This window comes from Streptomyces sp. CA189 (assembly GCF_056428985.1).
This window is the reverse complement of sequence record NZ_JBWJVM010000003.1, coordinates 76,702-103,689: the sequence shown is the minus strand read 5'-3', so window position 1 is coordinate 103,689 and position 26,988 is coordinate 76,702. Positions and strand designations below refer to the sequence as shown.

Sequence of the window (26,988 nt, the reverse complement as noted above, 5' to 3'; positions counted from 1 at the left end):
CGCTTCCGAATCCATGCACAGGCGGTGAGGTTCCGATGGTGACGGCGACCGGATACGCGTACCCCTGGGACTTCGTCGGTGATCCCGCGGCCGCCGGCCGTGCGCGCGAGGCCGGCGTGGAGACCGTGGCCGTCGCGGCGAACTACCACAGCACCCGTGCCGCCACCCCGCTCCACCCGCGACACCGGCTGGTGGACGCCGCACACGCCGCCTGCTACCTCCCGGTCCGCCCCGCCGCATGGCAGGGGATGAGACTGGCGCCGCGCGTACCCGGCTGGACCGTCCCCGACTCCTTCGGCGCGGCCAGGAAGGCCCTGGTCGCCCAGGGTCTGCGCGTCGCCGCATGGACCGTACTCACTCACAACAGCCTGCTGGGGAGGGAGAATCCGGACCTCGTCCGACGCAACGCCTTCGACGAGCCCTACACGTACGCCCTGTGCCCGCAGGCGCCCCAGGTCGCCGACTACTGCGCCACCCTGGTGCACGAGGTCGCCCTGCTCGGCGAGGCTGACGGGCTGATCCTGGAGGCCGCCGGTCCGCTGGGAGTGGACCACGGCGGACATCATGACAAGACCGAGTTCGCTCAGTGGACCGCCGTCCAGCGGGAGTTGCTCTCGCTGTGCTTCTGCGCGTCCTGCCGGCGCATCCAGCGGGCGGCGGGCCTCGACCCGGAACGCGTCGCTGCCCGGGCCCGAGCGGCCCTCGGGCCGGAGCGGCCGCCCGAGAGCCCCGAGGAGGCCCTCGGTGTGCAGTCGGCAGCCGTCCTGCGCGGGTGCGCCGAGGTGTCGGCTTCCGCCTTGCACACCCGTTTGGTCGCCGCCGCGCGGAGCGCCGCTCCGGGTATCCGCGTCACCGTGCATGGTGCGGCGTCCCCCTGGGTGACCGGGGCCTTCGCACCCCTCGGGCCGCACGTGGCCGAGGGCATCGACTCCGTTGTGGCCAACTGCTGGGCCGCCGAGCCCGGCGGAGCTCCGGTAGCGGCCCTGCGCCGACTGACGCCCCCCGCCACGACCGTCGGCGGCTACTTCCGCCCTGAGACTCTGCCTTCGGACCCGGCGGGCCTCGGTGCGCTGGCGGCCCGTCACGTGTCCGCGGGACTCGGTGAGGCGCACCTCTACCACCTGGGCCTTCTCCCGCACGCGGGCCTTGACCGCTTGCGCGACCTCGTCGCGGCCCTGCGGAGCGCGTGAGCCGTGCGGAGGCCGAGGGGAGGACCTCCGACCCTTCGCACGTCTTGACGCCGCCGCGTCCCGTCTGCACAGTGGGAGCGCTCCCAGCCCACTGGTCTGAGCGAATCCACCGCATCTTCCCTTCCCTCCCCGCCTGCTGCCCCCGTAGCAAGCGCTTTCCATCCCGAAGGCAGTGACCCCATGAAACCCAGTTCCCCCGTGTCCTTAATCGCGTGCGCCGCCCTGGCGGTCGGCGCGTTCGCGGTGCTGCCCGGCGGCACGGCCGCGGCCGCCGCCGTCCGCTACGAGGCCGAGAGTGCGCCGGCCCTCTGTACCGGCACCATCGACTCCGACTGGGCCGGCTACTCCGGCACCGGATTCTGCAACGGGACCAACGCGATCGGCGCCGCCGCGCAGTTCACGGTGAACGCCCCCGCCGCGGGTACCGCGACGCTGAAGGTCCGCTTCGCCAACGGGACCACCACCGCGAGGCCCGCGGCCGTCACGGTGAACGGCTCGGCCGCAGCGTCGGCGTCCTTCGAGAGCACCGGCACCTGGGCGGCGTGGACGGTGAAGACGCTCACGGTGCCCCTCGCGTCGGGCAGCAACACCATCCGGCTCAGCCCGACGGCCTCCGCCGGCCTGCCCAACATCGACTCCCTCGACGTCGAGACGGGCGACACCACCCCGCCGCCGTCGGGTACCGCGCTGTACGTGGCGCCGAACGGAACCGACGGCGCGGCCGGTACGCAAACGGCCCCGACGACGCTCACCTCGGCGATCAGCCGCGTCCCCGCCGGTGGGACGATCTACCTGCGCGGCGGGACGTACCACCACTCCCAGACGATCACCATCCCGCAGGGCAAGAACGGAACGTCGAGTGCCCGCACGCAGCTGTCCGCCTACCCCGGTGAGCAGCCGGTGCTGAACTTCTCGGCGATGAGCGAGGACCCGGCGAACCGAGGGCTCGCTGTGAACGGGTCGTACTGGCACGTCAAGGGCATCGTCGTCGAGCGCGCCGGCGACAACGGGATCTTCGTCGGCGGCAGCAACAACATCTTCGAGCGCACGGTGACGCGCTTCAACCGGGACACCGGGCTGCAGCTCTCGCGGATGGCCTCCACCACCCCGCGTGACCAGTGGCCCTCCAACAATCTCGTCCTGAGCGCGGAGTCGCACGACAACGCGGATGCCGATGGCGAGGACGCCGACGGCTTCGCGGCGAAGCTCACCGTCGGTCCCGGGAACGTCTTCCGCTACGCCGTGGCCCACAACAACATCGACGACGGCTGGGACCTCTACACCAAGACCGACACCGGCCCCATCGGTCCGGTCACCATCGAGGACTCTCTCGCCTACGCCAACGGCACTCTCTCCGACGGCACCGTGAACTCCAACGGTGACCGCAACGGCTACAAGCTCGGCGGCGAGGACATCAAGGTCGACCACGTCATCCGGCGCAGCATCGCCTACCACAACGGCAAGCACGGATTCACGTACAACAGCAACCCCGGCACCATGTCGGTCTCGGGCAACGTCAGCATCGACAACGCCCAGCGCAACTACTCGTTCGACGACGGCACCTCGGTGTTCCGCAACAACGTCTCGTGCCGCAGCGGCAGCGGAACGAACGACAGGACCATCGGCGACGCCGACGGCTCGAACCAGTTCTGGTCCGGCTCCAACGGATCCCGGTGCTCCTCCTATGCCGGCGCGCTGAACTGGTCCTTCGCTGCCGACGGCCGCCTCGCCGTCACTTTCGGCGGCATGCCGGTATCTCCGTAGGCAATCGCGTCGCCGGCCTGGGCCGGACCATCCGGTTCGTTCCGGACGGACCGGCCCGGGCCGCTTCCGGCCGTCTGAGATGGGCCACCCGCCCTCCGGAGATCGGGTGCCCGGCATGCCCTACCGGGATGCACGAGATCGCCTCGGTCGTCGACCGACTGCTCCACCGAGGCCGGCCGCGTACGGAGCGGCCCGCGGCCGGTCATGCCAGGCCAAGATCCCGCTCTGGTCGTCGGCTGAGCTCAGCCGACGTGCGAGTCCGGTGTACATCTCGTCGGCCGCGGCGTCGATGCAGGGTGCCCCGATGAGCGGCCGGTGGGCGGCCAGGTGATCGGGACCGGTTTGCCGGCGCCCCCGATGCAGGCGTTGTCGATCAGGACGTCGAGGTGGCCGGCGTCCTCGCGGACGAATGCGGCGGCGGCCTGGACGGAGTCCTCGCCGGTGACGTCGATCCGAACGGAGCTGGCGCCGAGCTTTGAGGCCGCCTCCCGGCCGCGTTGGCCGTCGCGTGCCCCGCCGTAGATGGTGTGCCCGGCCTCGGTCAGGCGCCGGGCCGTCTCGTACCAGCCGGCGGGGAGCGTCATTCGGAACGTGCGGTATTCCGCGGGGCCCGTTTCGCGGCCGTGCGGTGTCCCGCGTGACCGCTACGCGGGCAGCGGGCGGTCCTGGACGACGTTCTTCATGACGAGGGTGGAGGTCAGCCGCTGAACTCCGGGCAGCCGGGCCAGCTGCGCAACGCCTGCCGCATGCGCCTGCGCGCCACTCGGGAGACGCCCGGCCTCGACGGCCGGTGCTGATGCTGCGGCACTGCAGTGGCGCCACCCTCCTGCCAGGAGATCGCCGCCGCGTACGAGGTGCCGGTCGGCACATTGCTGCAGTTGTGGGGGAGTCCGGAGGCGGGGTCCGCGAGCCGTGAGCACGGCCGCGTTCGCCGCGCTCACGGGTTGCTGCGCCTGGCGGCCGTTGCCATGCGGGTCGCGGGGCGTACGTCGGCGCGCGTGTGCAGCTGCTCCTCACGGGCCGGTGAATTCCTGCGGCGTGGTGCCCGGCGTCTTGTCCCGGGTCAGTCGGTCGCCGTCAAGGCCGCGTGCGCGGCGGTGAGGATCTCCTCGGAGAGCGGGGAGCCCTTGGTGGCTCGGGCCAGGACGAGAGCGCCGAGCATGGTGCACAGCCGGCTGATGCCGTCCTGATCCTCGGTGGCGAGCCACTCGGCGAAGTCGCTGACTCCTTCGGTGTAGACGCGGCGGGCCTCGCGATCTCCGGGTTCGCGCGCGATGTCGGTGGCGAGGGCGGCGGCGGGGCACCCGTCTGCCGCGCTGTCGCGGTGCTCGATGGAGAGGTACGTGTCGATCAGCGCCTGCTGGGCGGCGTCGCGCTGTCCGGCGTGCTGCTTCAGTCCGTCATTGCGGAGCCGGGTCAGTTCATCGAACGCATGGGCGGTGGCTTCGTCGATGAGCGCCTCCTTGGAGGCGAACTGCTTGTAGAAGCCGCCGTGGGTCAGGCCGGACGCCTTCATGAGGTCGGCGACGCTGACATGGGTGCCCTGCTCCCTGAACAGCCGGGAGGCGGTTTCCACGACCCTCCGGCGGTTCTCCTCCGCTTGTGCCTGCGTTACGCGGCCCATCAGCCACCTCCCGAGTGGATGTCGTTTGACATCTATCCTACGCCAGGGTTTAGATTGTATTCGTAATCTAATTTCTGCGGGCTGCTCGGCGCCCGCGACGACGCTGGGAGCAGACATGGAGCTGAAGGACGCGGTAGCGGTGGTCACCGGCGCCAACAGGGGCCTCGGGCGGCATCTGGCCGCCCAGCTCGTGGAGCGCGGGGCGAAGGTGTACGCGACCGCCCGCCGCCCCGAGACGGTGGACCTGCCGGGCGTCACCCCTCTTCTGTTGGATGTGACGGACGAGGAGTCGATCCGGGTCGCGGCCCGCACGGCGTTCGACGCGACGCTGCTGGTGAACAACGCGGGCATCTCCACCGCCACGCCGCTGATCGCGGGAGGCCTGGATGCGGTGCGCCTGGAGATGGAGACGAACTTCTTCGGTCCGCTCGCCGTGACGCGGGCTTTCGCCCCCGTCATCGAAGGCAACGGCGGTGGCGCCGTGCTCAACGTCCTGTCGGTTCTGTCCTGGCTGCACCCGGCCGGCCTCGGGTCCTACGCCGCGGCCAAGGCCGCGGCATGGGCGCTGACCGACGCTGCCCGGGAGGAACTGGCGCCCCGCGGCATCACCGTCTCGGCTCTGCACGTGGCGTACATGGACACCGACATGGCCGCGGCCGTTCCCGCCGATCAAAAGACCGATCCCGCCGATGTCGCCGCACAGGCCCTGTACGGGATCGAGAAGGGCCTGCCCGAGATCCTCGCCGACGAGACCACCCGGTACGTCAGGCAGAGCCTGGCCGCTTCACCGAACGCGGCGTGAGCGCGCACCGCCGCACTGCCGCCTTCCCCTGTCGATTCTCGAGCAAGGACACCTGATGCGGTACACGACCTTCGGGCACCGGACCGGACTGCGCGTGTCCGAGTATGCGCTCGGCACGGCGAACTTCGGCACCGGCTGGGGCGCGGGCGCCGAGCCGGACGAGGCGCGCCGTATCCTCGACCGATTCGCCGAAGCGGGAGGCACCTTCCTGGACACCGCGGACACCTACCAGTTCGGCGAGTCGGAAGAACTGACGGGAAAGTTCGTCTCCGCCGACCGTGACCACTTCGCTCTGGCCACCAAGTTCAGCCTTGGGGTCGCGCCGCAGCCGAGCGTTTCCAAGACGGGCAACAGCCGCAAGAACATGGTCGCCTCGGTGGAGGCCAGTCTGAAGCGCCTGGGCACCGACTACATCGACCTGCTCTGGGTGCACTTCCCCGACGATCTCACCCCCATGGAGGAGATCCTGCGCGGGCTCGACGACCTGGTGAGGGCCGGCAAGATCCACCACGCCGCCGTGTCCAACTTCCCCGCCTGGCGCGTCTCCCGAGCGGTCACCCTCGCAGACCTGAACAACCAGGCGCCCATCGTGGGCATCCAGAACGAGTACAGCCTCGTCGAGCGGACCGCCGACCGCGAACTGCTGCCCATGGCCGAGAGCCTGGGACTCGGCGCCGCCCTGTGGTCCCCGCTGGGCGGCGGACTGCTCACCGGAAAGTACCGGCGCAGCGCCGAAGGGCGCCTCAGTGACCTGGGGGCGGTCATCCACACGGAGAGCACCGGCCAGAAGACCGCCGTCGTCGGTGCCGTCCTGGCCATCGCCGAGGAGATCGGCGTGACGCCCGCCCAGGTGTCGGTGGCCTGGGTGCGGGAGCGCGCCGCCCGGTCCCGGGCCTCGCTCATCCCCATCATCGGGCCGCGCAACCTCACGCAGATGGACAGCTACCCGGGAGCTCTCGACGTCCAGCTGACCCCCGAGCACTTCACCCGCCTCTCCGACGTCAGCGCGGTGCCGCTCGGAGCCCCCCACGAGGTGATCGCCGGATCCCTGGGCGGCATACAGGGAGGCGGCACCAGCCGCGTCATCCACCCGGCCTTGCCCGTGGCCTGACGCCCGAAGGCGCAATGCGAGGTGGCTCCCGGTAGCCGCACCGCTCCTGGAATCCCCAGCCGCTGTCGCGTCGGTGACGGCCACGCGCCGCAACGGCGAGGGTCTCCAGAGGATCAGAGAAAAGGGCACAGAGTGTCTCGCACCGGGAGAAGCCCGCTACGAGACCGGGGATCCCGTCCCCTCGCGGACGAGAAACGGAGACGACGATGAAGACCTTCATGATCGAGCGGTACGGCGACAAGGCCGGCGTGCGCGCCGGTGAGATGCCCGATCCGCGGGTGGGAGCCGACGACGTCCTGGTGCGGATCGCCGCGGCGGGCGTCAACCCGCTGGACCTCAAGATCCGCGACGGGGCCTTCAAGGCGATCCTGCCGTACCGTCTCCCGCTCGTCCTGGGCAACGACCTCGCCGGGGTGGTGGTCCAGGTGGGGCCGGCCGTCACCCGGTTCGCGCTGGGTGATGAGGTCTACGCGCGCCCCGACAAGGACCGTATCGGCACCTTCGCCGAACTCATCGCCGTCCACCAGGACGACGTGGCGATCAAGCCGGCCACGCTCACCATGGCGGAGGCCGCCTCCCTTCCCCTCGTCGCCCTGACCGCCTGGCAAGCGCTGGTCGAACGGGCACGAGTGCAGCCGGGCCAAAAGGTCCTGATCCACGCGGGCGCCGGCGGCCTCGGCAGCATCGCCGTTCAACTGGCAAAGGCGCTGGGCGCGCACGTGGCCACCACCGTGAGCACCGCCAACGTCGACCTGGTCAAGGAGCTCGGCGCGGACGTCGTCGTCGACTACAAGCTGCAGGCGTTCGAGGCGGTCCTCGACGGCTACGACGTGGTCCTGGACACCCTCGGCGGCGAGACGCTCGAGAAGTCCCTACGGGTACTCAAGCCCGGCGGGAAGGTCATCAGCGTCGCAGGCCCGCCCGACGCGGCCTTCGCCCGCGAGCTGGGCGCGAACGCGATCCTCCGACTTGCGATGAGCGCGCTGAGCTTCAAGCCCCGGCGCCGCGCCAAGCGCCTGGGCGTGACGTACTCGTTCCTGTTCATGAAGGCCAGCGGCGACCAGCTGCGCGAACTCACGCCGCTCATCGACGCCGGGAAGATCCGTCCCGTCGTCGACCGTGTCTTCCCGTTCGATCAGACCCGGGAGGCCATGGAATACGTCGAGGAGGGCCGTGCGAAGGCCGGCAAGGTCGTCGTCGCGATGACGTGAGGGCAGACCCTCGCCGGAGCGAACGGTGAAGGCCTCCCCGGGCAACGAAGAGCTTCCCGCACCCCCCACTACCCCCAGGACCCGGTCATGAGTGCACCGCGGAATTCCCCCACCCCCACTCCGTCGCCGTACAAGAGCGCGCCGACCCGCTCCGTGTCCGTGAGCGGCGTCGACTTCGTCTACCGGCAGCTCGGCCCGCAGGACGGCGTCCCGCTGATCCTCCTCAACCATCTGGCCGCGGCCCTGGACAACTGGGATCCACGCGTCATCGACGGACTCGCCGCCCGACGCCCGGTGGTCACCTTCGACAACCGCGGAGTCGGTGCGTCGGGCGGCTCCACGCCCGACACCATCGAGGCGATGGCCCACGACGCGGTGCTGTTCATCCGGGCCCTCGGGTTCGACCGGGTCGACCTGCTCGGCCTGTCGATGGGCGGCTTCATCGCCCAGGTCATCGCAGCGGAGGAACCGCATCTCGTACGCAAGATGATCCTTGCGGGCACGGGGCCCGCCGGAGGCCCCGGCATCGACAAGGTCACGGCACTTACCATCCGAGCCACGCTGAAGGGGGCCCTGACCCGCCAGGATCCGAAGCAGTTCCTCTTCTTCACCGAGACCGAGGGCGGCCGACGGGCAGGGCGCGCCTTCCTGGAGCGGTTGAAGGAGCGCACAGTCAACCGCGACAAAGCCATCTCGCTGTCGTCGTTCCGCGCCCAGCTGAAGGCCATCCACCGGTGGGGCCTCCAGGCGCCGGCAGACCTGTCGCGCATCCACCATCCAGCCCTCGTGGCAAACGGTGAGAGCGACCGGATGGTGCCCAGTGAAAACACCCTCGATCTGGCGGCACGGCTGCCCCAGAGTCAACTCGTACCCCTCTACCCCGACGCCGGACACGGCGGGATCTTCCAGCACCACGCCGAATTCGTGTCACAGGCGCTTGAATTCCTCGGACCCTGGTGAGGCGGGGCTCGACACCGACCGATCAGCGTGCGGATCCCTCACCCCTTCCTCCACTCCGGCCAGGCATGGACCCGGAATCAACACCACGGCGCCCACCAATGCAGGATCCTCCTCCGCTCGGGCAGCCTGCGCCCCCTGGCTACGGTCCCATCACCCGCCGGACCCGCCCGGCAGTAGCCCTCCCCGACGCCCACCTGGGAGGGCGTTGCCGCGTGCCGGGCGGCAGGGAGGGGCGATGATCGTACCGAGACCGGATCTGGCGAGCGAAGGGTGTGGCGGGTGGGCGAAGGTGCGGGGATCGGTTCGGCGCAGGAGGCGGCGAACGACGAGCTGGTGCTCGCGTTCGGACGGCTGCAGGGGGCCGCAGGGCGGCTGGAGTACCTGCTCGGCGGTGCGATCGAGGAGGAGTTCGGGATCAGTCACCTGATGTACGAGGTGCTGCTGATCGTGGGCAGGGCGGGTGGCGCGGGCATGTCGATGCGGGCCATCGCGCAGGAGCGGGTCCTGACCACGGGCGGGATGACCCGCCTGGTGGACCGGATGGAGGCGGCCGGCCTGGTGGTGCGCGCCGACGACCCCGCGGACCGCAGGGTCAAGCTGGTACGGCTCACCGAGCAGGGCGAGGGCATCGTCGTGCGGGCCAGTCGGCTGCACGTGGAGAACATCCGCCGCCACTTCCTGGCGCCGCTGCCCGAGGAGGCGCGGGAGCAGTTCATGGAGTGCCTGCGGATCCTGTCCCACTCGGCGCGGGACGCTCTGCCCCGCCTGCGGTAGGGGCGCAAGCCCCGAGGGGAGGGGGCCTTCACGGTGCAGGAATACCTGACACAGCAGATACTGTTGAAGCAGGTATATCGCTCCGGTGCGGAGTGACTCCCTCTGTGAAGGCCAGGCTTCCCCATGAAACTCGTCTATGTCTTCGACGCCTACTGCGGCTGGTCCTACGGGTTCGCCCCCACCCTGGCCGAGGTCACCCTGCGTCACCCCGACCTGCCCGTCGAGGTCGTGTCGGGCGGCTTGTTCGCCGGGCCGAGGGCCGTCCCGATCCGCGAGTTCGGCTACGTCCAGGGCGCCAACGCCAAGATCAGCGAGCTGACCGGTGTCGCGTTCGGCGCGGGGTGCGAGCGACTGATCGCCGACGGCTCGTTCGTCATGGACTCCCTGGACGCCGCCCGGGGCATGGCGGTGCTGCGGCAGGCGGCCCCGGAGCGGGCGGTAGAGCTGGCCATGGCCGTCCAGGCCGCGTTCTACCAGGACGGCCTGAGCCTGTCCGACCCCGACACCTTCACCCGGATCGCCGCGGCAGCCGGCCTTGACCCGCTGGACGTCGGCGCCGCACCGTCCGCCCTTCTCGCGGCCGAGGCCGACTTCCGGCGGGCGGCAGCCCTGGGCGCGAACGCCTACCCGACCCTCCTGGCCCAGGACGGCGACCGCACCACGGTCCTCGCCGTCGGCCACGCCGGTCCCGACACCATCGACACCCTCCTGGAGCAGTTCGCCGCCGCCCGCACCCACTCGGCCGCGCCCGGCCGCTGAATCCCGGCCGACACACCGGCACGGTCGGTGCTGCCCGCACCCGGCGGCGCGAACCTGAACCCCATACGACCAGCAGCCAGCCCCACCCTTCCCCACCCCTCGCTGATCCCGGCAAAGGACATGATGATGAGCACTCTCGACTTCAAGGTCATCGACCTGGACTTCCCCGTCGGCTCGAAGAACAAGACCGCCACTCTCATCACCGGTGAGCGCGACGCGTTCCTCATCGACACCGGATTCACCCGCGCCGACGGACACCGGCTGGCCGCTGAGATCCTCGACTCCGGCAAGAACCTCACCAAGGTGTTCGTCAGTCACGCCGACCCCGACTACTACTGGGGCGCCGAAGTCATCGCCGACGCCTTCCCCGATGCCGAGATCCTGGCGACGCCGCTGGTGATCGAGCACATCAAGGCCGCGTACGAGGGCAAGCTCAAGGCCTGGGAGCCGGTGGGCGCCAACCGCCCCACCCGCCTGGTCGAGATGGCCGAACTGACCGGCGACCTCACCTTCGAAGGCCACGTCTTTCAGCTCAAGGGCGGCCACCCGGGGCTGCCCGACCGCCACTACCTGTGGCAGCCGGAACACCGGGCGATCGTCGCCGGCGTGCTGCTCTTCCAGAACGAGCACGTGTGGGTCGCCGACACCGGCAAGCCGCAGGACCGCGCCGTGTGGATCGAGCTGCTGGACGAGATGACGGCCCTCGACCCCGCCTTCGCCGTCCCCGGCCACCGGCTGCCCACCGCCGTCGCCCTCGACGCGAGCCCGATCGCCTACACCCGCGCCTACCTCACCGCCTTCGAGGAAGAGCTGGATAAGGCCACCAGCGGCGAGGCCCTGACCAATGCCCTGGTCGCCCGCTACCCCGAATCCGGCATGCTCATCGCGGCCCAGCTCGGCGCGAAGGTCGCCAAGGGCGAAATCACCTGGGGCTGACCCACCCCGACCACGGGCCGGCCGGGGACCCCGGCCGGGCCGTGCCCGCCGAGCCCAGCGAGAACCCATGAGCGCCACCGCCCGCGACACCCGGACCGCCGGCCCCGCGCCCGCCATTTCGGCCCCGCGCTCCTGGAGACCTACGGCTACCTCGCCGTGTACCTGCTCGCGCCGGTCCTCGGCGCGGGCATCCACCAGTTGCTTCAACGCTACGCAGGAGCCGGGCGCGTACCCACCTACCGCCTGTGCCCCACCGGCGCCCCCGACCTCATCTGAGAAAGGCCGTAACCCATGGAGACCACCGACTTCCACGCCTCCGCCGCCCCCGCCGACGTGGTGCGCCGCCAGTACGTCGCCTCCGCCAACGGCGACCTCGAAGCCCTGCGGGCCACCCTGGCCGACGACGTGGAATGGACCGAGATGGCCGGCTTCCCCCTGGCCGGCACCTACCGCACCCCCACCGGCGTCACCTCCGCCGTCATGGAGCAGCTCGGCAAGTCCTGGGACGGCTGGGCCGCCCACGACGACACCTACGTCGTCGACGGCGAGAACGTCGTCGTCCTCGCCCGCTATACCGCCACCAACAAGGCCACCAGCAAACCGCTCAACGTGCGCGTCTCCCACCACTTCGTCGTACGCGGCGGAAAGATCGTCCGCTTCGAGCAGTTCGTCGACACCGCCCTGGTCCGCGACGCCATGCACCCCGGCACATAACCGCACCCGCCCAGTTCCCCGCCGGACGTTCTGGACCGGGGGCTTGAGCCGGTCGGGATCCAGCGCCGGCGGCGTCGCGGGGGCGGGTGGCGAGGTCACGTTGCATACGTCCTCAAGGGCGCGTACGGCGGGGTCACCGACTGGCCAACGACTGTCGCATCGCCGAACCGAGGAACCACCATGAACGAACCGGCCAACCGTGCCGAGGAGACCGGGCCCCGCACGATGCGCGCCATCGTCGTCTTTGAACCGAGCGGCATCGACAAGCTCGTCGCCACGGAGCTGTCGGTGCCCCCGGTACGCCCCGGATGGGTCCGCATCAAGGTCAAGGCGTTCGGGGTCAGCAGGTGGCCACGATGATGGGCGGGATGGGACGCTCCTACGACGGGGCGTACGCCCGGTACGTCCTGGTCCCAGCCGGACAGGTCATCCCCTTCACCTCGGACCTGTCGTGGGCGACGCTCGGCGCGCTCCTGGAGATGGTCCAGACCGCCTACGGCGTCCGGGCCACCCGGCCTGGAGCTGTGCGCCGGACAGACTCTGCTGATCCGCGGCGGCACCTCCACGGTCGGTCTGACGGCCGCCGCCGTGTCCAAGGACCTGGGCGCCCCCGTGCCGGCCACCACCCGCCGCCCCGACCGCGCGGACATGCTGCGCGACCTCGGCGTCGATCACCCGTCGTCGGCGACGGCGAGATCGCCGATGCCGTACGGGAGATCTGCCCGGACAGGGTCGACGCGGCCTTGGAACTGGTCGGCTGCGGGCGTCTGCACGACACCCTGCGCGCGGTCCGCCTCTGCCTGGAATTCGTCCGCGAGGCGCAGGCCGACGCGGAGTCCGGCGCGTTCCCGGGCAGGCGCGTCGTCGTACTCGACTGGAGCGATGCTCAACCACCGGACACGAAAGGAAGTTTGCCGTGATGGATGGACAGACTCTGCAGGAGACGGCCCAGGAGCGAGGCGAGAGCCTGCCGATGGCCACACTGGAGTACCCGTTCGGGCCTGAGTGGGAGGTCTTCAAGGTCCACGGCAAGGTGTTCATGCTGATGACGGAGGTGCCTGGCGGGCCGGTCGTCATCCTCAAGTCCAGCCCGGAGGAGGCCGACGCGCTGCGGGCGACGCACGCCGACATCACGCCCGGCTACCACATGAACAAGAAGCACTGGATCACCCTCGCCCCCGGTGCCTCGATCGACCCGCACCTGGTCGAGGACCTGGTCACCGACTCCTACCGGCTGGTCGTCGCCGGGCTCCCCAAGGCCAAGCAGCCCGTGAACCCGAAGACCTTCGGCATCCGCGCGGGGACGCGGTGACCCTCACCGGTGCCCGGATCCAGCGGACCGCGCGCCGCACGGCCACCGGCCTCCCGGACGTCAGCCACGACCGCCCCTTCACCCCGAAGCTCGACGTCTACAAGGCGGCGGGCAAAGTGTTCCTGATCGTCACCGATGCCCCCGACGAGCCTGCCAACCAGATCATCACCGTCAAGTGCGAGCCGGACCAGGGCAGTTCGCTGTGCATGCGCTACGAGAGCATCGTGCCGGGCCGCTATCTCAGCAAGGCGCACTGGATCTCGGTCGGCGCGGGCCCCGACATCACCGCCGACCTGATCGAGTACCTGGTCAGCCACTCCTACGACCTCGTCCACGGCCCACCGTCCAAGAACGCCCCGATGAGCCAGGGCATCCGATGACCCACACCGACCCGCGCTGCCCTTGTTCGGCGACGGGCCGCCGCGCCCGCTGGCCGATCGGCTGCGCCCGCGTACCCTCGACGACGTGGTCGGCCAGGGCGCTCTGCTCTTCGTCGACGAGATCCACCGCTTCAACCGCGCCCAGCAGGACAGCTTCCTGCCCTACGTCCAGGACGGCACCGCCCTGACCACGCTCCTCACCCGCGCCGAGCACCTCGTGGGACGCCGGGTGCCGCTGACCGATGACGCTCGCCAGGCCCTGAGTGCCCCAATGCCCCTGGTCAAGGACATGGCCGCGATGTTCCGCTGGTTCGACACCGGCCGCTACGTCGCCGACCCCCGCCGCCAGGAACGGATGTTCGGCCTGACCACCCGACGAATTGTCGATGGTGATCGGCGCATCAACGATCCGAACTGGTGCAGCCAGACGACAGGTGACCCCGCTGCGGCCGATCCGCTCTGTGGGTACATCACTCCAGCTCATGCCCTTGCACGGGACGTGGACGATCCCCCGCAGGGCAGCGCGATCGTCCACTGGCTTTAGGCCGGGGAAATGATGCCGCCGAGGCCGACGGGCAGGAAGCAGCGGGGCTATTCGCTCCCACAAGTCAGCAGGCACAAGATCGGCAGGAACCCGCGGCCAAGCCGACCCGTCGACGAGGGCGCGCGGGCACTGGCACCTGGCCATTCTCGCGAGCCGTCAGATGACTGAGCGTGATGGAGACGGCCTTGCTGATGCCCTTGGCGGAGGTGTCATTGTGGTGTCGGGGCGAAGGGCGAGGGGCCCACTTCGGATCCCGTGCTGGTTCGGTGCTGGTTCAGGCGTCCTGTGTGACGCGAAGTCGCAGGTGGTAGCTCTGATCCGATGAGTTGTCGTACCACTCGATGGTGGTCCCGATGAGACTGGCGGCGACGATCCGTCTGATGCCGGACGGAGCCTTCGGGTCGGCTGCGGTGGAGGCCATGTGAACCACTTCCAGGGTGTCTGCGGGGACGTCGGGTGTGGCCACAACGTAGAAGTCCGCAGGTCACCCGCATATGTGGCCCGCCATCACAATCAACCCCGCATGAGTGTGCCAGACCACCACACGGCCCGAGCCGATCCTCTCGGACCACTCCGGAAACGGAAGGGAAACCCCTGTCGGAATTGCAGAGTTGCGCATGTCTTGAGGGTGCGGTGCTGGTTCCCGTGCTGGTTCGGTGCTGGTTCGATGACACCTGAAACCCCACGTCACCACCCCTCGCAACCCGCCCCGTGCTGGTTCGGTGCTGGTTACGCAGTGTTGAGCACTACGCGATATCGGCGCTCGCCGGGGGAGCGCTGTGCCCAAGAAGTGCGGTTGCTGTCGCGAGGGGATCTACGGGCCGCACCCTTGTGTGCGGCCGACAAAGCGGTCCTGTCGGCCCTTAGTACTCCAGCTGTAGATGACGATCAGGCTTTGCTCGCGGCTTGACGGCTGTAGTGGCCGGCCCGGGAACGGGCTTGATGACGACGCCGCCAGTGGGACCAGCGGAGCCAGTGGTCGGCCGTGTGAACAGGTCGGCCGACCAGGGCGATGAAGAGTCGCTGGATTTCGTTGCAGGTCAGCGGGATCAGGTCGTCGGGGCCTGGGTGGAGATGGTGCTCGTCGGCGCGGACGACGGCGGCACAGCGCCCTCGGCACCCTCACCGACTGCGAACGCGAGGTGCTCGAACTCCTTGCCCGCGGCATGGCAACGCCGAACTCGCCACCCACCTCGCCCTCTCCGAAGCCACCGTCAAGACCCACGTCGTCCGCATCCTCGCCGAACTCGGCCTGCGCGAACGCGCCCAAGCCGTCGTCCTCGCCTACGAGACCGGCGTGGTCGCCCCGGCCCCGCCGTCGAGGTGCCGCACTGACGGCAGTCGCGCGGGCACAGCAACGCCACGCTCAGCCGGGCAGCGGCACGACCAGCGTCGAACGCCGCACCACCAGCTCCGGCTCGAACACGACTTGTCGGTGCCGGTGGGCCGCGCCGCCCAGGCCGGTCTCCTCGGCGAGCATCTCGGCCGCCGTCCGCCCCATCGCCTCCGCGGGCTGGCGCACCGAGGTCAGCGGCACCGCGGCCGCCGCGGCGAACTCGATGTCGTCGTAGCCGACGATCGCGAGGTCCTCGGGTACCCGCAGGCCCGCGGCGAACGCGGCCTGCAACATTCCGAGGGCCAGCAGATCGTTCGCGCAGAACACCGCGGTCGGTCTCGGCAGCATCCCCAGCAGGCGGGCGCCGGCGTCGCGGCCCGCCGCCACGTCCAGCCCGTCCACCTCCAGGTCCAGCAGGACGGCGTCGCGGCCGGCCAGCGCCTGCAGCGCGCCGCTGCGACGGTCGGCGACCTGCTGCAGCTGGTGGCGGCCGCCCGCGAACGCGATCCGCCGGTGGCCGCTCGCCAGCAGGTGCCCGGCCGCCAGGGCGCCGCCCCCGACGTCGTCCACCGACACCGAGCAGGCCTCCAGCCCCGGGGCGAGCCGGTCCACCAGCACGAAGGGCACGCCGCCGCGACGGAGCGCCGCCGCTCCCGACCCCTCCGCGTCGGCCGGGGTCAGCAGCACCCCGCGCACCCGCTGCTCCGCGAAGAGGGCGAGGTAGTCCGCCTCGTCGGCGAGCCGCTGAGCGCTGTTGCAGACCATCACGCCCAGGCCCGCCGCGCGCGCCACCTGTTCGGCCCCGCGCGCCACGGAGACGAAGAACGGGTTGCCCAGGTCGAGGACCAGCAGACCGATGATCCGGCTGCTGCCGGAGCGCAGCTGGCGCGCCGACTCGCTGCGTACGTAACCGAGCTGGTCGATCGCGGCCCGGACCCTGGCCCTGGTCTCCTCGCCGACCGTCTCCGGCCGGTTGATCACGTTGGAGACCGTGCCGACCGACACACCGGCCGCCCGTGCCACGTCCTTGATGCTCGCCGCGCCGCCCATGTCCCACCATTGAAAGGTTTCACCGGCTCCGACGGCCGACCCGGAGATCAGGTTACGACATCACACCAACAGCTCCCCGCCGGTGCCTTGACGCTTCCCGCGGTCCCACCTACCGTCTGGTTGAAACGATTCAGATCGTGGGAGGTGCTCCAGTGGCCGACCGATCCGCCGTGAAGGACGCCCTTCGGGCCCAGCGCATCGAGACACCCTCGTGGGGCTACGGGAACTCGGGAACCCGCTTCAAAGTCTTCGCCCAACCCGGCGTGCCGCGCGACCCGTTCGAGAAGCTCGCCGACGCGGCCCAGGTGCACGCCGCCACCGGCGTCGCCCCGAAGGTCTCGCTGCACATTCCCTGGGACCGGGTCGAGGACTACGGCGCGCTGTCCGCCCACGCCCGCGAGCTCGGGCTGGAGATCGGCGCGATCAACGCGAACGTTTTCCAGGACGAGGACTACAAGCTCGGCTCCGTCACCCATCCGGACCCGCGGGTGCGCCGCAAGGCTCTCGACCACCTGCTGGAATGCGTCGACATCATGGACGCCACCGGCTCGCGCGACCTCAAGCTATGGTTCTCCGACGGCACCAACTACCCCGGCCAAGACGACATTTCGGCCCGCCAGCAACGCCTCTCCGACGCCCTGTCAGAGGTATACGGGCGGCTCGGCGACGATCAGCGGATCCTCCTGGAGTACAAGCTGTTCGAGCCCGCGTTCTACACCACGGACGTCCCGGACTGGGGCACCGCGTACGCGCACTGCCTGCGGCTCGGACCCAGGGCCGCGGTCGTCGTCGACACCGGCCACCACGCCCCCGGCACCAACATCGAGTTCATCGTCGCGTTCCTGCTGCGCGAGGGGAAGCTCGGCGGCTTCGACTTCAACTCCCGCTTCTACGCGGACGACGACCTGATGGTCGGCGCCGCCGATCCGTTCCAGCTGTTCCGGATCCTGCACGAGGTCACCGGGAACGGCGGCTTCGCCCCCGAGGCCGGCGTCGCGTTCATGCTCGACCAGTGTCACAACATCGAGGCGAAGATCCCTGCGATCATCCGCTCGGTGATGAACGTCCAGGAGGCTACGGCCAAGGCCCTGTTGGTCGACCGCTCGGCCCTGACGGCCGCTCAGAACGCGGGCGATGTACTCGGCGCCAACGAGGTGCTGATGGACGCCTACGCCACCGACGTCCGTCCGCTGCTGGCCGAGGTCCGCGCCGAGGCCGGGCGAGACCCGAACCCGGTCGCGGCCTACCGGGCCGGCGGCTGGGCCGAGAAGATCGTTGCCGAGCGGGTCGGCGGCGCCCAGGCCGGATGGGGGGCTTGACCCGTCCGCCACGCGAGCCGGCCCGCACCACCTCGTATCCACGGGCCGGCCCGCACCCTCCTCGCGCACCCCCACGAGAGCGCCACCGCCACCAGACAAGGAAGCTGCTCCCGCCATGGCCCAGCACCCCGTCGTCGCCGCCCTCCTCGCCCGCTCCCACCGGCTCGGATCGGATCCGCGCAACACCAACTACGCCGGCGGCAACACCTCTGCCAAGGGCGCAGCCACCGACCCCGTCACCGGGCAGCCCGTCGACCTGATGTGGGTGAAGGGCTCCGGCGGCGACCTCGGCACCCTCGCCGAGGCGGGCCTGGCCGTGCTGCGACTGGACCGCCTGCGCGCCCTCGCCGACACCTACCCGGGCGTGGAACAGGAGGACGAGATGGTCGCCGCGTTCGAGTACTGCCTGCACGGCAATGGCGGCGCGGCTCCGTCCATCGACACCGCCATGCACGGTCTGGTCGACGCCGCGCACGTCGACCACCTGCACCCCGACTCCGGCATCGCGCTCGCCACCGCCGCCGACGGCGAAAGGCTCACCGCCGCCTGCTTCGGCGACGCCGTGCCGTGGCTGCCCTGGCGCCGTCCAGGCTTCCAACTCGGCCTGGACATAGCCGAGATCAATCGGACCCACCCGCAGGCCGTCGGCTGCGTCCTCGGCGGTCACGGCATCACCGCCTGGGGCGCCACCAGCGAGGAGTGCGAGGCCAACGCCCTGCACATCATCCGCACCGCCGAGGCCTTCCTGGCCCGCCACGGCAAGGCCGAGCCGTTCGGCCCGCAGCTTGACGGCTACCAAGCCCTGCCAGAGGGCGAACGCCGCCGGCGCGCCGCCTCGCTCGCCCCCGTCATCCGCGGTCTGGCCTCCACCGACCTCCCGCAGGTCGGCCACTTCACCGACGCCGCGCCCGTGCTGGACTTTCTCGCCCGCGCCGAGCATCCCCGCCTGGCCGCCCTCGGCACCTCCTGCCCCGACCACTTCCTGCGCACCAAGGTCGCCCCGCTGGTCCTCGACCTGCCCGCCACCGCGCCCCTGGACGAGACGATCGCCCGCCTGCGGGAGCTGCACACCGACTACCGGGCCGGGTACCGGTCCTACTACGAGCGGTACGCCACCGCGGACTCGCCCCCCATGCGCGGCGCCGACCCGGCGATCGTCCTGGTCCCGGGCATCGGCATGTTCTCCTTTGGCAGGGACAAGCAGACCGCCCGCGTGGCCGGCGAGTTCTACCTCAATGCGATCAACGTGATGCGCGGCGCGGAGGCGGTCTCCGGCTACGCCCCGATCGAGGAGCGCGAGAAGTTCGCCATCGAGTACTGGGCACTGGAAGAGGCGAAGCTGCGGCGGATGTCCGCGCCCAAACCGCTGGACACCCGCGTCGCCCTGGTCACCGGCGCCGGCTCCGGCATCGGCAAGGCCATCGCGCACCGCCTGGCCGCCGAGGGCGCCTGCGTCGTCGTCGCCGACGTCAACACCGCCACCGCCCGGGCCGTCGCCGACGAACTCGGCGGCCCGGACCGGGCCGCCGCCGTCACCGTCGACGTCACCTCCGAGGAGCAGATCGCCGAGGCGTTCCGCACCGCGGTCCTCGCCTTCGGCGGTGTCGACCTGGTGGTCAACAACGCGGGCATCTCCATCTCCAAGCCGCTGCTGGAGACCACCGCCGATGACTGGGACCGGCAGCACGCCATCATGGCCCGCGGCTCCTTCCTCGTCTCCCGGGAGGCCGCCCGCACCATGATCCGGCAGGGCCTGGGCGGCGACCTCGTCTACATCGCCTCGAAGAACGCGGTCTTCGCCGGCCCCAACAACATCGCGTACTCCGCCGCCAAGGCCGACCAGGCCCACCAAGTTCGGCTACTCGCCGCCGAGTTGGGCGAACACGGAATCCGCGTCAACGGCGTCAACCCGGACGGCGTGGTCCGCGGCTCGGGCATCTTCGCCAGCGGCTGGGGCGCCCAGCGCGCCGCCACCTACGGCATCGCGGAGGAGCAGCTCGGCGCGTTCTACGCCCAGCGCACCCTCCTCAAGCGCGAGGTGCTGCCCGAGCACGTCGCCGCCGCCGTCTTCGCCCTCACCGGCGGCGACCTCACCCACACCACCGGCATCCACATCCCCGTCGACGCCGGCGTCGCCGCGGCCTTCCTGCGCTGACGCGGCCGTGACGCCCCGCACCCCACACACCCCGGCCGCCTTCGCCGCGGCGGACCTCGGCGCCACCAGCGGACGGGTGCTCGTCGGCCGGGTCGGCCGTGACCGCCTCGACCTCACCGAGACCCACCGCTTCGACAACACTCCCGTCCAACTCCCGGACGGGTTGCACTGGAACGCCCTCGGCCTGTACCAAGGCGTCCTGGACGGCCTCCGCGAGGCCGCCGCGCGCTGGGACCTCGCCTCCGTCGGCATCGACAGCTGGGCCGTCGACTACGGGCTCCTCGACGCCGACGGCGCGCTCCTCGGCAACCCGTTCCACTACCGCGACCCGCGCGGCGCCGCCGCCGTCCAGGCCGTCTGGTGCCGCCTCCCGGCCCGTGAGCTGTACCGGATCACCGGCCTTCAGCACCTGTCGTTCAACACGATCTTCCAGCTCGCCGCCGAGAAGCACCTCGACCGCGCCCGTACCCTGCTCCTGCTGCCCGACCTGATCACCCACTGGCTCACCGGCACCGTCGGCGCAGAGGTCACCAATGCCTCCACCACGGGCCTGTACGACGCCCGCACCGGCGCCTGGTCCGCCCCGGTCCTCGCCGCGCTCAACCTGGACCCGGCCCTCCTGCCCGCACTGCGCCGCCCCGGCGACCACGCCGGCACCGTCCTTTCGCACGTCGCCGCCGCCACCGGCCTGCGCCCCGACACCCCCGTAGTCGCGGTCGCCTCCCACGACACCGCCTCCGCGGTCGCCGCAGTCCCCGCCGGCACCGAGGACTTCGCCTACATCTCCTGCGGCACCTGGTCGCTCGCCGGCCTCGAACTCGACGCGCCCGTCCTCACCGACGCCTCCCGCGCCGCCAACTTCACCAACGAACTCGGTATCGACGGCACCGTCCGCTACCTGCGCAACGTCATGGGCCTGTGGCTACTCAGCGAGAGCCAGCGCACCTGGCGCGCCCGTGGCGAGCGGCACCACCTGCCAGAGCTGCTCGAACGCGCCGCCGCCGCCCGCCCGTTCGCGGCGCTCGTCGACCCCGGCGCCCCCGAGTTCCTCGCCCCCGGCGACCTGCCGGCCCGCCTCGCCGAGCACTGCGCCCGCACCGGCCAGCACCTGCCCGAGGATCAGGGCGCCGTCGTCCGCTGCATCCTGGAGAGCCTGGCCCTGGCGCACCGTCACACCCTGTTCCAGGCCGCTCATTTGACCGGCCGCACGATCCGCGCCGTGCATCTCGTCGGCGGTGGCAGCCGCAACGCCCTGCTGTGCCGGCTCACCGCCGACGCCACCGGCCTGCCCGTCATCGCCGGCCCCGCCGAGGCCACCGCCATCGGCAACATCCTCGTCCAGGCCCGCACCCACGGCCTGGTCGAGGACCGCGGCGCCATGCGTCGCCTGGTAGCCCGCACCCAGCACCTGCGGCGCTACGAGCCCGCCGGAGACATCCGCGCGTGGGACGTCGCCGCAGCCCGCGTGGGGCTCGCCTGACCTGAGCTGCATGGCATGGACGCGGTGTCACCTCCCGTCCCGTCGTGCAGACTGTGACGATCGGTCAAATATTGCTCAAGTGCGCATGGTTGTGGATCGTAATTCTGGAAATACTCCATTTACCGAAGGGCAACGTGCTGGTCGTCAGGTGGCCGGGTGCGCATATTCCCGATGCGATCGCGCGACCAGCGGCTGCCCTTCGTGTCTCCCCGACCTCGCTGTCATTACTGTGAGCTGCCCGCACGCCGTCACCGGGACTCCGAACAGCGAGGCCCCGCGTCGACCGAAAATCGCGCCGCAAAACAATTGCGGGCGACCCGAACAGGTTTAGAAAAAAGGCCTGTTCGGCTCTCGAAGCCATTTCTCAGAGTTCGGAGGGTTTCCATGCGCATGCGTCGCCGCAGATCCCTGCGTCTCCTGGTGTGCCTAGCGCTGTCACTGTCCGCAGTGCCGCTGGCCGTCGCCGCGCCTCAGGCCGGCGCTGCCGCCGGGCCGACCGTGTGGATCCTGGACGCCACCGACCGGCCCTTCACCTCGACCACCCCGCCGGGCGGGGCGCCGACCGGGATCGAGCTGTACGCGGCCCGCAACGCCTACGAGGCGGCGCAGATCCTGGTGCGGTCCGGTTCGGCGCAGACCGGGGTGTCCGTCACCGCCGGGGCGCTGACCGGCCCCGGCGGCGCGCTCATTCCCGCCGCGAACATCACCACGCGCTACGAGTACAACCACCCGAGCATCCAGAAGGTCGGCAACGTCCAGAACCCGCCCGACGGTGGGATCGCCTACTACGACGCGCTGATGAACAACAGTCCGCAGTCGGTGGCGGCGAACACCACGTACGCCACCTACTACCAGGTCTACGTGCCGGCCGGTCAGGCGCCGGGCGTCTACATCGGCAGCGCCAGGGTGAACAGCAGCCTGGGCGCCGTCACGGTGCCGGTGTCGGTGACCGTGTACAGCGCCACGATCCCGCCGACCTCGCAGTCCACGTTCAAGATGAACAACTGGTTTTCCTCGGCGGGCTGGGACTACGCGGGCACTGAGGCGTCGATCCCGAACGTGTACGGCGTGCAGATGTACGACGCCAACTGGTGGACCGTCGAGGCCAACATCGCGGCGAACATGGCGCGGCACCGGAACAACGTGATCTACGCCGACGCGGTGGCCCTGCTGATCCCGGACACCACCGTCGACGCCGCGGGCCGCTTCACCTTCGGCTGGTCCACCTTCGACCGGTTCGTCAACCTCTTCGTCAGCGCCGGGGCCATGCAGTACCTCTACACCCCGACCCTGCTGGAGCCGCCCGCCTCCGCTCCGTACCTCGACACCCTGGTGCCGGCCAACGGCGTCAGCGGCGCGGTCAAGCACGCGCTCTGCCGGCCCAACTCCGCTCCGGCCAATGGCTGCCCGGACACCAACAACTGGTTGAAACAGTTCTTCCCGGCGCTGAAGGCGCACCTGGATGCCAAGGGCTGGACGAACAACTTCTACATGAGCGCCCTGGACGAGCCCACCACCACGCAACAGGCCACGGCTGCCAACTGGCTCTACACCCTCTACGAGCAGTACTTCCCGAACCCGCGTACCAACGAGGCGCAGCTGACCACCTTCACGGGGAATGCGGCTCACCTGTCGACGCAGACCCCGCTCTCGTCGAACTACGACGCGAACGTCGCGCTCTATCAGAGCTACCGGATCAGCGGGAAGGACCTGTGGCTGTACAGCTGCATCCTCCCGCAGGGCTCGTACATGAACCGCTTCACCAGCAACTACCTCAGCGGGACGAGGCTCCTCCCCTGGCTGACCTGGAAGATCGGCGGCGAGGGCTACCTGCACTGGGGCTGGAACTACTGGCACGACGACTTCAGCGAGCCGTACCCGGCCGCCGACACCTTCAACACACCGCAGACCGGCGACCACTGGCTGGTCTATCCAAACAAGGCCGCCTACGGCATCTACGACAGCCTCCGCAGCGAAGCTCAGACCGCGGGCCTGCAGGACTTCGAACTGCTGCAGCAGCTGGCCGCGGTCAAGCCGCAGGCGGCACGCACCCTGGCCGAGACGTTGATCACCAACCCGACGGCGTACGACCACTCCGGGTGGAACGTCGAGGGCCGGCACAAGCAGCTCCTCGACGAACTGGCCGCGGCGTCCGGTGACCTGGCGCTGCCGTTCACGGACGACTTCAGTGGCGGCGATCACTTCTGGACCCACACCCGGGGGACCTGGTCGACCAGCGGCGCCCAGTACACGCAGACCGACGCGTCGGCGTGGGGGCACGTCTCCTACCTGCGCGGCCGGGGCTACACCGACGTCTCGGTCGGCGTGGACCTGCAGATCACCGGAGTGAGCTCGTCCGGCGGAAGCACCAACTGGGCCGGTCTGATGGTGCGTTCGGCCAACGGCACGGACCTGGACTCCGGCTACCTGATCGCCCAGCGGGACAACGGCCAGGTGTTCGTCTACCGCAGCGGCACAAGGATCGGCTCGGCGTCCGTGCCCGGCTACGTGTCGGGGCAGCGCACCCGCCTGCGCGTAGTGGCGCGCGGGAACGCACTGAAGGTGTACTCCGGGACCGGGCAGGCGCCGGTGCTGACCGTCACCGACGCGGCGTTCACCGCAGGCGCCGTGGGTCTGGTCACCGGCGGCGCCAGCGCGAAGTTCTGGAACGCCCGGATCATGCCGACCTCTCTCGCCCCGGCCGAGAGTGCCGCCGTCACCGCCTCCAGCTCGTACGAGGCCGACGGCTGGGGCATCCGCTCGGCGGTCGATGGGCAGCGGCCGTCGGCGCCGAACGCTGCGGGGTGGAGCAGCTCCGGCAGTATCGCCACCAACCACACCGAGTGGGTGCGGCTGGACCTGGGCTCGACCCGGCCGGTGAGCCGGGTGGACCTCTACCCGCGCAGCGACGGGGCCAACGCCGGTCGGGGCTTCCCGGTCGACTTCACCATCCAGACCTCCACCAACGGCACGAACTGGACCACGGTCAGCACCCGGACCGGGTACGCGAGGCCCGGCGCCACGGCGCAGACCTTCCCGTTCGCGACGGTCAACGCGCGCTACGTGAAGGTGACGGGGACCAACCTGAGGACAGATCAGTTCGGTAATTTCCACATGCAGTTCGCGGAGATCGAGGCTGTCGGCGGAGATCTGGCACTGGGCCGCACGGCGACCACCTCCAGCTCGGTCGAGTACCGCAAGGAGGGCTGGCTGACCGCCAACCTCACCAACGGGACCCATCACACCGACCTGTGGAACTCCTCGGGCTGGAGCAGCGCCGGGGCCGGCTCCCCGAACACCACGCAGTGGGCGCGGGTGGACCTCGGCGGCCCGTCACGGATCAGCCAGGTCACGTTGTACCCCCGCGACGACATCCCGAACACCGGGCGCGGCTTCCCGTCGGCCTTCACCGTCCAGCTCTCGACCGACGGCACGAACTGGACCACCGTGGTGTCGAGGAGCTCGTACCCGCGCCCCGGAGCCGGCGGCCTTTCCTTCGCCTTCGCCGCCACCACCGCCCGGTACGTGAAGGTCACCGGCACCACGCTCACCGCCGACCAGTTCGGCGTGTACTACATGCAGCTGGCGGGGATCGGTGTCTCATGACGAAGCACCGGATCTGCTTCCTGCTCCAGGTGAAGGCCGAACTCGGCGACGAGTACCGCGAGCGCCACGCCCAGGTGTGGCCGGAGATGCTCGATGCCCTCCGGGCCACCGGCTGGACCAACTACTCCCTGTTCCTGCGCCCGGACGGCCTGCTCGTCGGCTACCTGGAGACCGAGGACTTCGATCGCGCCCGCGAGGCGATGTCCGCCACCGAGGTCAACGCCCGCTGGCAGGCCGAGATGTCCCGCTACTTCCAGTACCTGGACGGCACGCCGGCTGACCAGGCGATGGCACCGCTGACGGAGGTGTTCCACCTGGACTGATCACCCGCAAAGGACAACCGACCCGTCCTTCGCCATTGGGGGCAGGTGTACGACGCGAGCCTGTTGCCCCGCACCCACGAACACCTGGCCACCCTGACCGGGCCCATCGCGGTCCCCGAGGAACTCCAGCTCCACGTCGACGCCGTCTACAGCGACACCTATACCGCCGCTAACGACGTACGCCGCGGGGCGGACGAAAACGCCGAGCAGGGCCTGGGCGACCTCGTCGCCCTACGCACGCACCGGACCGGGACCAACCTGCACCCCCTCACGAACTCGACGTACAGCAGCGAACTCCTCGCCACCCGTCTCGGCGACCCAAGCATCCGCGTCCTACCCGTGTGGACCGACCCGGACGGCCGACACTGGCTCCACCCCACTCAGCGCACCGCACGCACCTTTACCCTCGCGAGCAGGGGGATGAACTGCGGCCTGTCCGGCATCCAAGATCAGCTGACCCGAAGACCGACCGCCAGCGTCAGTTCAAGGACCCGCTGTGGCGATGCGAGATCCGGAAACAGCTCCCGCAGCTGCGACATCCGGTACCGGACTGTCTGGGGATGGACGAACAACGCCGCCGCCACCTCGTCCCGCCTGCCCTGGTGCAGCAGCCACGCCCGCAACGTCTCCTCCAGCCGCCGTGCGGTCGCGGCAGGCAAGGTCCGCAGCGGTGCGAGGGCTCGGGCACGCAGGTCTGCGAACGCGTCCGCGTCAGCGCTCAGCACCAGCTCGGGCAGGTGGTCCTCGGTGTCGCGAATATCAGAGGAGAGGGAGCGCGCGCGTACGGCTCGTGCGTACGAGGCGGACGCACGAGTCCATGGCCGGGCCGGGCCGACTACGGCGGTGCGGTCGGTCAGCTGCCGCAAGAGATGTGATCGGTCGGCATCGGGGACGAGCAGCACACCGGTGACGTCCGGCAGATCATCGAGGACGAGGGTGCTCGGGTCGAGCGCGCGGTAGGCAGGCCGGGCCTGGGCGGCGGGCAGCAGGACCGCGGTCAGCGAAACCGGAGGCTGCCACCCGGCCCGTTGAACAGAGCCAAGCAGCACGTCCGTGCTCGCGCCGGCGAGGAGATCGCGGGCCAGGTGTTCCAGGTGGCGCTCGTGGGCCCTGCCCCGGGCGGCCAGTTCGTCGGCGTGGCCCGCGGCACTCGCGGCGGAGAGCTCGTCGATGTAGGCGAAGGTCAGCTCGGCGAACTTGGCGACCTCGGCGGCGGGCAGACCTGCGGGTACGGCACCCGCTGCCAGGCATCGCCAGGCCACGCGTGCTCCGACGCGGTAGGCGCTGAGCAGGGCGTCCATCGAACGGCCGTCGCGCACTTCGCCGCGGCCCAGCTCGTAAGCCGCGTCGTCGCCGTCGCCGCCCGTGGCGTTTCCGCTCGCGAGGTCCAGGTAGTGCCCCAGGGCGGTGCGGACGGCTCGGCGGATGGTGCCGCCCATGCGGCCCGAAAGGGCGTTGGCGTAGGACGGGACCTCGTCGATGATCGCCTGGACGACCTCGTCGGCGGTGGTCTTCAGCGCGGCCCGAAGTGCTGTGACCGTCGTCTCATCCAGGGCCAGTTCGGTGGCCCTCCGGATTGCATGGCTCATATTTTTGTTCCTTGCGAACAATTCGGCCGACCAGATTTACGTCCTGCGG

At 70.4% G+C, this 26,988-nt stretch carries 24 protein-coding genes and 4 pseudogenes; 19 read left to right on the top strand and 9 right to left on the bottom strand.

Annotated elements, in window-relative coordinates:
- The first annotated feature begins 35 nt into the window (after positions 1-35).
- The gene (locus tag AC061S_RS04005; RefSeq protein ID WP_478684407.1) at positions 36-1,190 is read left to right on the top strand and encodes a hypothetical protein; all 1,155 of its coding nucleotides are present in this window, start codon (positions 36-38) and stop codon (positions 1,188-1,190) included.
- 180 nt (positions 1,191-1,370) lie between these two features.
- Positions 1,371-2,954 carry a CBM35 domain-containing protein gene (locus AC061S_RS04000; RefSeq protein ID WP_478684406.1) on the top strand — a complete coding sequence of 528 codons (1,584 nt, stop codon included), beginning with the start codon at positions 1,371-1,373 and terminating at the stop codon, positions 2,952-2,954.
- A gap of 350 nt (positions 2,955-3,304) precedes the next feature.
- Here AC061S_RS04000 and AC061S_RS03995 read toward each other — a convergent pair.
- From AC061S_RS03995 to AC061S_RS03985, 3 genes and pseudogenes are all read right to left on the bottom strand, one after another.
- A pseudogene (locus AC061S_RS03995) lies at positions 3,305-3,538 on the bottom strand (SDR family NAD(P)-dependent oxidoreductase); the annotation flags it as partial.
- Positions 3,539-3,598: 60 nt separating this feature from the next.
- Positions 3,599-3,685: pseudogene (locus AC061S_RS03990) on the bottom strand (Lrp/AsnC family transcriptional regulator); the annotation flags it as partial.
- Between the two features lie 332 nt (positions 3,686-4,017).
- Positions 4,018-4,578: a TetR/AcrR family transcriptional regulator gene (locus AC061S_RS03985; protein WP_478684405.1), complete on the bottom strand. Its 561-nt coding sequence runs from the start codon at positions 4,576-4,578 to the stop codon at positions 4,018-4,020.
- Between the two features lie 115 nt (positions 4,579-4,693).
- On the opposite strand from AC061S_RS03985, the gene AC061S_RS03980 reads away from it, so the two are divergent.
- The 9 genes from AC061S_RS03980 to AC061S_RS03940 all read left to right on the top strand — a co-directional run bounded on the left by AC061S_RS03980 (position 4,694) and on the right by AC061S_RS03940 (position 12,205).
- Positions 4,694-5,380: an SDR family oxidoreductase gene (locus AC061S_RS03980; RefSeq protein ID WP_478684404.1), complete on the top strand. Its 687-nt coding sequence runs from the start codon at positions 4,694-4,696 to the stop codon at positions 5,378-5,380.
- Positions 5,381-5,435: 55 nt separating this feature from the next.
- Positions 5,436-6,491 (top strand): aldo/keto reductase, encoded by a 1,056-nt coding sequence (locus AC061S_RS03975; protein WP_478684403.1) that lies wholly within the window; start codon positions 5,436-5,438, stop codon positions 6,489-6,491.
- Positions 6,492-6,697: 206 nt separating this feature from the next.
- A complete protein-coding gene (locus AC061S_RS03970) occupies positions 6,698-7,702 on the top strand; it encodes an NADP-dependent oxidoreductase (RefSeq protein ID WP_478684402.1) in 1,005 nt (334 codons plus the stop codon).
- 87 nt (positions 7,703-7,789) lie between these two features.
- Positions 7,790-8,662 (top strand): alpha/beta fold hydrolase, encoded by an 873-nt coding sequence (locus AC061S_RS03965; RefSeq protein WP_478684401.1) that lies wholly within the window; start codon positions 7,790-7,792, stop codon positions 8,660-8,662.
- Between the two features lie 279 nt (positions 8,663-8,941).
- Positions 8,942-9,436 carry a MarR family winged helix-turn-helix transcriptional regulator gene (locus AC061S_RS03960; protein WP_478684400.1) on the top strand — a complete coding sequence of 165 codons (495 nt, stop codon included), beginning with the start codon at positions 8,942-8,944 and terminating at the stop codon, positions 9,434-9,436.
- Positions 9,437-9,559: 123 nt separating this feature from the next.
- Positions 9,560-10,195, top strand: coding sequence for a DsbA family protein (locus AC061S_RS03955; RefSeq protein WP_478684399.1), 636 nt, complete (start codon positions 9,560-9,562; stop codon positions 10,193-10,195).
- A 126-nt stretch (positions 10,196-10,321) separates the two neighbouring features.
- Complete coding sequence (locus tag AC061S_RS03950) at positions 10,322-11,131, top strand: MBL fold metallo-hydrolase (RefSeq protein WP_478684398.1); 810 nt, start codon at positions 10,322-10,324, stop codon at positions 11,129-11,131.
- A 291-nt stretch (positions 11,132-11,422) separates the two neighbouring features.
- Entirely contained in the window at positions 11,423-11,845 is a 423-nt protein-coding gene (locus tag AC061S_RS03945) for a nuclear transport factor 2 family protein (protein ID WP_478684397.1), read from the top strand.
- A gap of 180 nt (positions 11,846-12,025) precedes the next feature.
- Complete coding sequence (locus AC061S_RS03940) at positions 12,026-12,205, top strand: hypothetical protein (protein WP_478684396.1); 180 nt, start codon at positions 12,026-12,028, stop codon at positions 12,203-12,205.
- A 311-nt stretch (positions 12,206-12,516) separates the two neighbouring features.
- Here AC061S_RS03940 and AC061S_RS03935 read toward each other — a convergent pair whose 3' ends face one another.
- On the bottom strand, positions 12,517-12,735 hold the full coding sequence (locus AC061S_RS03935) for a hypothetical protein (RefSeq protein WP_478684395.1): 219 nt from the start codon (positions 12,733-12,735) through the stop codon (positions 12,517-12,519).
- Between the two features lie 29 nt (positions 12,736-12,764).
- Between AC061S_RS03935 and AC061S_RS03930 the strand changes: the two genes are divergently transcribed.
- Together AC061S_RS03930 and AC061S_RS03925 are read left to right on the top strand one after the other, a co-directional pair.
- Entirely contained in the window at positions 12,765-13,157 is a 393-nt protein-coding gene (locus AC061S_RS03930) for an MmcQ/YjbR family DNA-binding protein (RefSeq protein ID WP_478684394.1), read from the top strand.
- Positions 13,154-13,537 carry an MmcQ/YjbR family DNA-binding protein gene (locus AC061S_RS03925; RefSeq protein ID WP_478684393.1) on the top strand — a complete coding sequence of 128 codons (384 nt, stop codon included), beginning with the start codon at positions 13,154-13,156 and terminating at the stop codon, positions 13,535-13,537. The genes AC061S_RS03930 and AC061S_RS03925 overlap by 4 nt, the downstream gene beginning before the upstream one ends.
- On the opposite strand, the gene AC061S_RS03920 is transcribed toward AC061S_RS03925, so the two are convergent.
- From AC061S_RS03920 to AC061S_RS03910, 3 genes and pseudogenes are all read right to left on the bottom strand, one after another.
- Entirely contained in the window at positions 13,467-14,225 is a 759-nt protein-coding gene (locus AC061S_RS03920) for a transposase (RefSeq protein ID WP_478684392.1), read from the bottom strand. The two genes, AC061S_RS03925 and AC061S_RS03920, sit on opposite strands and share 71 nt — an antisense overlap.
- Before the next feature lie 130 nt (positions 14,226-14,355).
- Entirely contained in the window at positions 14,356-14,502 is a 147-nt protein-coding gene (locus AC061S_RS03915; RefSeq protein ID WP_478684557.1) for a hypothetical protein, read from the bottom strand.
- Positions 14,503-14,969: 467 nt separating this feature from the next.
- A pseudogene (locus AC061S_RS03910) lies at positions 14,970-15,182 on the bottom strand (IS701 family transposase); the annotation flags it as partial.
- 2 nt (positions 15,183-15,184) lie between these two features.
- Between AC061S_RS03910 and AC061S_RS03905 the strand changes: the two are divergent.
- Positions 15,185-15,390 (top strand): annotated as a pseudogene (locus AC061S_RS03905) (LuxR C-terminal-related transcriptional regulator); the annotation flags it as partial.
- Between the two features lie 57 nt (positions 15,391-15,447).
- Here the strand turns inward: AC061S_RS03905 and AC061S_RS03900 are convergent.
- The gene (locus AC061S_RS03900) at positions 15,448-16,467 is read right to left on the bottom strand and encodes a LacI family DNA-binding transcriptional regulator (protein WP_478684391.1); all 1,020 of its coding nucleotides are present in this window, start codon (positions 16,465-16,467) and stop codon (positions 15,448-15,450) included.
- Between the two features lie 152 nt (positions 16,468-16,619).
- Here AC061S_RS03900 and rhaI point away from each other — a divergent pair, with 152 nt between their 5' ends.
- From rhaI to AC061S_RS03875, 5 genes are all read left to right on the top strand, one after another.
- Positions 16,620-17,786 carry an L-rhamnose isomerase gene (gene rhaI, locus AC061S_RS03895; RefSeq protein WP_478684390.1) on the top strand — a complete coding sequence of 389 codons (1,167 nt, stop codon included), beginning with the start codon at positions 16,620-16,622 and terminating at the stop codon, positions 17,784-17,786.
- 115 nt (positions 17,787-17,901) lie between these two features.
- Entirely contained in the window at positions 17,902-19,941 is a 2,040-nt protein-coding gene (locus AC061S_RS03890) for a bifunctional aldolase/short-chain dehydrogenase (RefSeq protein ID WP_478684389.1), read from the top strand.
- Between the two features lie 7 nt (positions 19,942-19,948).
- Positions 19,949-21,421: a rhamnulokinase gene (locus tag AC061S_RS03885; protein WP_478684388.1), complete on the top strand. Its 1,473-nt coding sequence runs from the start codon at positions 19,949-19,951 to the stop codon at positions 21,419-21,421.
- 390 nt (positions 21,422-21,811) lie between these two features.
- The gene (locus tag AC061S_RS03880) at positions 21,812-25,027 is read left to right on the top strand and encodes a discoidin domain-containing protein (protein WP_478684387.1); all 3,216 of its coding nucleotides are present in this window, start codon (positions 21,812-21,814) and stop codon (positions 25,025-25,027) included.
- On the top strand, positions 25,024-25,350 hold the full coding sequence (locus tag AC061S_RS03875) for an L-rhamnose mutarotase (protein ID WP_385335233.1): 327 nt from the start codon (positions 25,024-25,026) through the stop codon (positions 25,348-25,350). Before AC061S_RS03880 ends, AC061S_RS03875 begins: the two co-directional genes overlap by 4 nt.
- Before the next feature lie 449 nt (positions 25,351-25,799).
- Here the strand turns inward: AC061S_RS03875 and AC061S_RS03870 are convergent, their stop codons facing one another.
- Positions 25,800-26,939: a PucR family transcriptional regulator gene (locus tag AC061S_RS03870; RefSeq protein WP_478684386.1), complete on the bottom strand. Its 1,140-nt coding sequence runs from the start codon at positions 26,937-26,939 to the stop codon at positions 25,800-25,802.
- Between the last annotated feature and the right edge of the window lie 49 nt (positions 26,940-26,988).

Bases quoted from the DNA above. Each gene is read 5' to 3' on its own strand.
- AC061S_RS03900 (WP_478684391.1), bottom strand. From the start codon at position 16,467: ATGGGCGGCGCGGCGAGCATCAAGGACGTGGCACGGGCGGCCGGTGTG.
- AC061S_RS03915 (WP_478684557.1), bottom strand. From the start codon at position 14,502: ATGGCCTCCACCGCAGCCGACCCGAAGGCTCCGTCCGGCATCAGACGG.
- AC061S_RS03950 (WP_478684398.1), top strand. From the start codon at position 10,322: ATGAGCACTCTCGACTTCAAGGTCATCGACCTGGACTTCCCCGTCGGC.
- AC061S_RS04005 (WP_478684407.1), top strand. From the start codon at position 36: ATGGTGACGGCGACCGGATACGCGTACCCCTGGGACTTCGTCGGTGAT.
- AC061S_RS03985 (WP_478684405.1), bottom strand. From the start codon at position 4,578: ATGGGCCGCGTAACGCAGGCACAAGCGGAGGAGAACCGCCGGAGGGTC.
- AC061S_RS03920 (WP_478684392.1), bottom strand. From the start codon at position 14,225: ATGGCCAGGTGCCAGTGCCCGCGCGCCCTCGTCGACGGGTCGGCTTGG.
- AC061S_RS03980 (WP_478684404.1), top strand. From the start codon at position 4,694: ATGGAGCTGAAGGACGCGGTAGCGGTGGTCACCGGCGCCAACAGGGGC.
- AC061S_RS03890 (WP_478684389.1), top strand. From the start codon at position 17,902: ATGGCCCAGCACCCCGTCGTCGCCGCCCTCCTCGCCCGCTCCCACCGG.
- AC061S_RS03975 (WP_478684403.1), top strand. From the start codon at position 5,436: ATGCGGTACACGACCTTCGGGCACCGGACCGGACTGCGCGTGTCCGAG.
- AC061S_RS03945 (WP_478684397.1), top strand. From the start codon at position 11,423: ATGGAGACCACCGACTTCCACGCCTCCGCCGCCCCCGCCGACGTGGTG.
- AC061S_RS03940 (WP_478684396.1), top strand. From the start codon at position 12,026: ATGAACGAACCGGCCAACCGTGCCGAGGAGACCGGGCCCCGCACGATG.
- AC061S_RS03930 (WP_478684394.1), top strand. From the start codon at position 12,765: ATGGATGGACAGACTCTGCAGGAGACGGCCCAGGAGCGAGGCGAGAGC.
- AC061S_RS03880 (WP_478684387.1), top strand. From the start codon at position 21,812: ATGCGTCGCCGCAGATCCCTGCGTCTCCTGGTGTGCCTAGCGCTGTCA.
- AC061S_RS03955 (WP_478684399.1), top strand. From the start codon at position 9,560: ATGAAACTCGTCTATGTCTTCGACGCCTACTGCGGCTGGTCCTACGGG.
- AC061S_RS03875 (WP_385335233.1), top strand. From the start codon at position 25,024: ATGACGAAGCACCGGATCTGCTTCCTGCTCCAGGTGAAGGCCGAACTC.
- AC061S_RS03965 (WP_478684401.1), top strand. From the start codon at position 7,790: ATGAGTGCACCGCGGAATTCCCCCACCCCCACTCCGTCGCCGTACAAG.
- AC061S_RS04000 (WP_478684406.1), top strand. From the start codon at position 1,371: ATGAAACCCAGTTCCCCCGTGTCCTTAATCGCGTGCGCCGCCCTGGCG.
- AC061S_RS03870 (WP_478684386.1), bottom strand. From the start codon at position 26,939: ATGAGCCATGCAATCCGGAGGGCCACCGAACTGGCCCTGGATGAGACG.
- AC061S_RS03970 (WP_478684402.1), top strand. From the start codon at position 6,698: ATGAAGACCTTCATGATCGAGCGGTACGGCGACAAGGCCGGCGTGCGC.